The sequence below is a fragment of the Mesorhizobium sp. M8A.F.Ca.ET.207.01.1.1 genome (assembly GCF_004794715.1).
Taxonomy (GTDB): domain Bacteria; phylum Pseudomonadota; class Alphaproteobacteria; order Rhizobiales; family Rhizobiaceae; genus Mesorhizobium.
On record NZ_SRUS01000395.1, the window covers coordinates 1 to 317 of the forward strand.

The 317-nt window shown below is 67.8% G+C and carries 1 pseudogene; it reads right to left on the reverse strand.

What is annotated here, in order from left to right:
- Positions 1-317 (reverse strand): annotated as a pseudogene (locus tag EN850_RS35065) (alpha/beta hydrolase); the annotation flags it as partial.

Sequence of the window (317 nt, forward strand, 5' to 3'; positions counted from 1 at the left end):
GCACCGAAGCCATCGCGGCGATAGGTACTGCGCAGGCCGACGAAACTGACCGTACCGGCCGGCACCAGCTGCGCGGGAATGCTCTTCAGGTTCAACTGCTGGTAGTTGGAGGCCAGCGACCAGCTGCCGACCGAGATCGGCTTCGTGTAGTCCTCGCCCGCCAGTGCCGCTGCACGCGCGCGCACGAACAGCACCACCGCCGCCTTCTCGGCCGCGTAGTTGTAGTAGTCGCGCACCTGCGTCTGCCGGTCCTCGAAGGCGCGGTCGGACGGCGAGCGGCCGCTGTAGAACAGGTACGCATACGCGTAGCGCGCGGC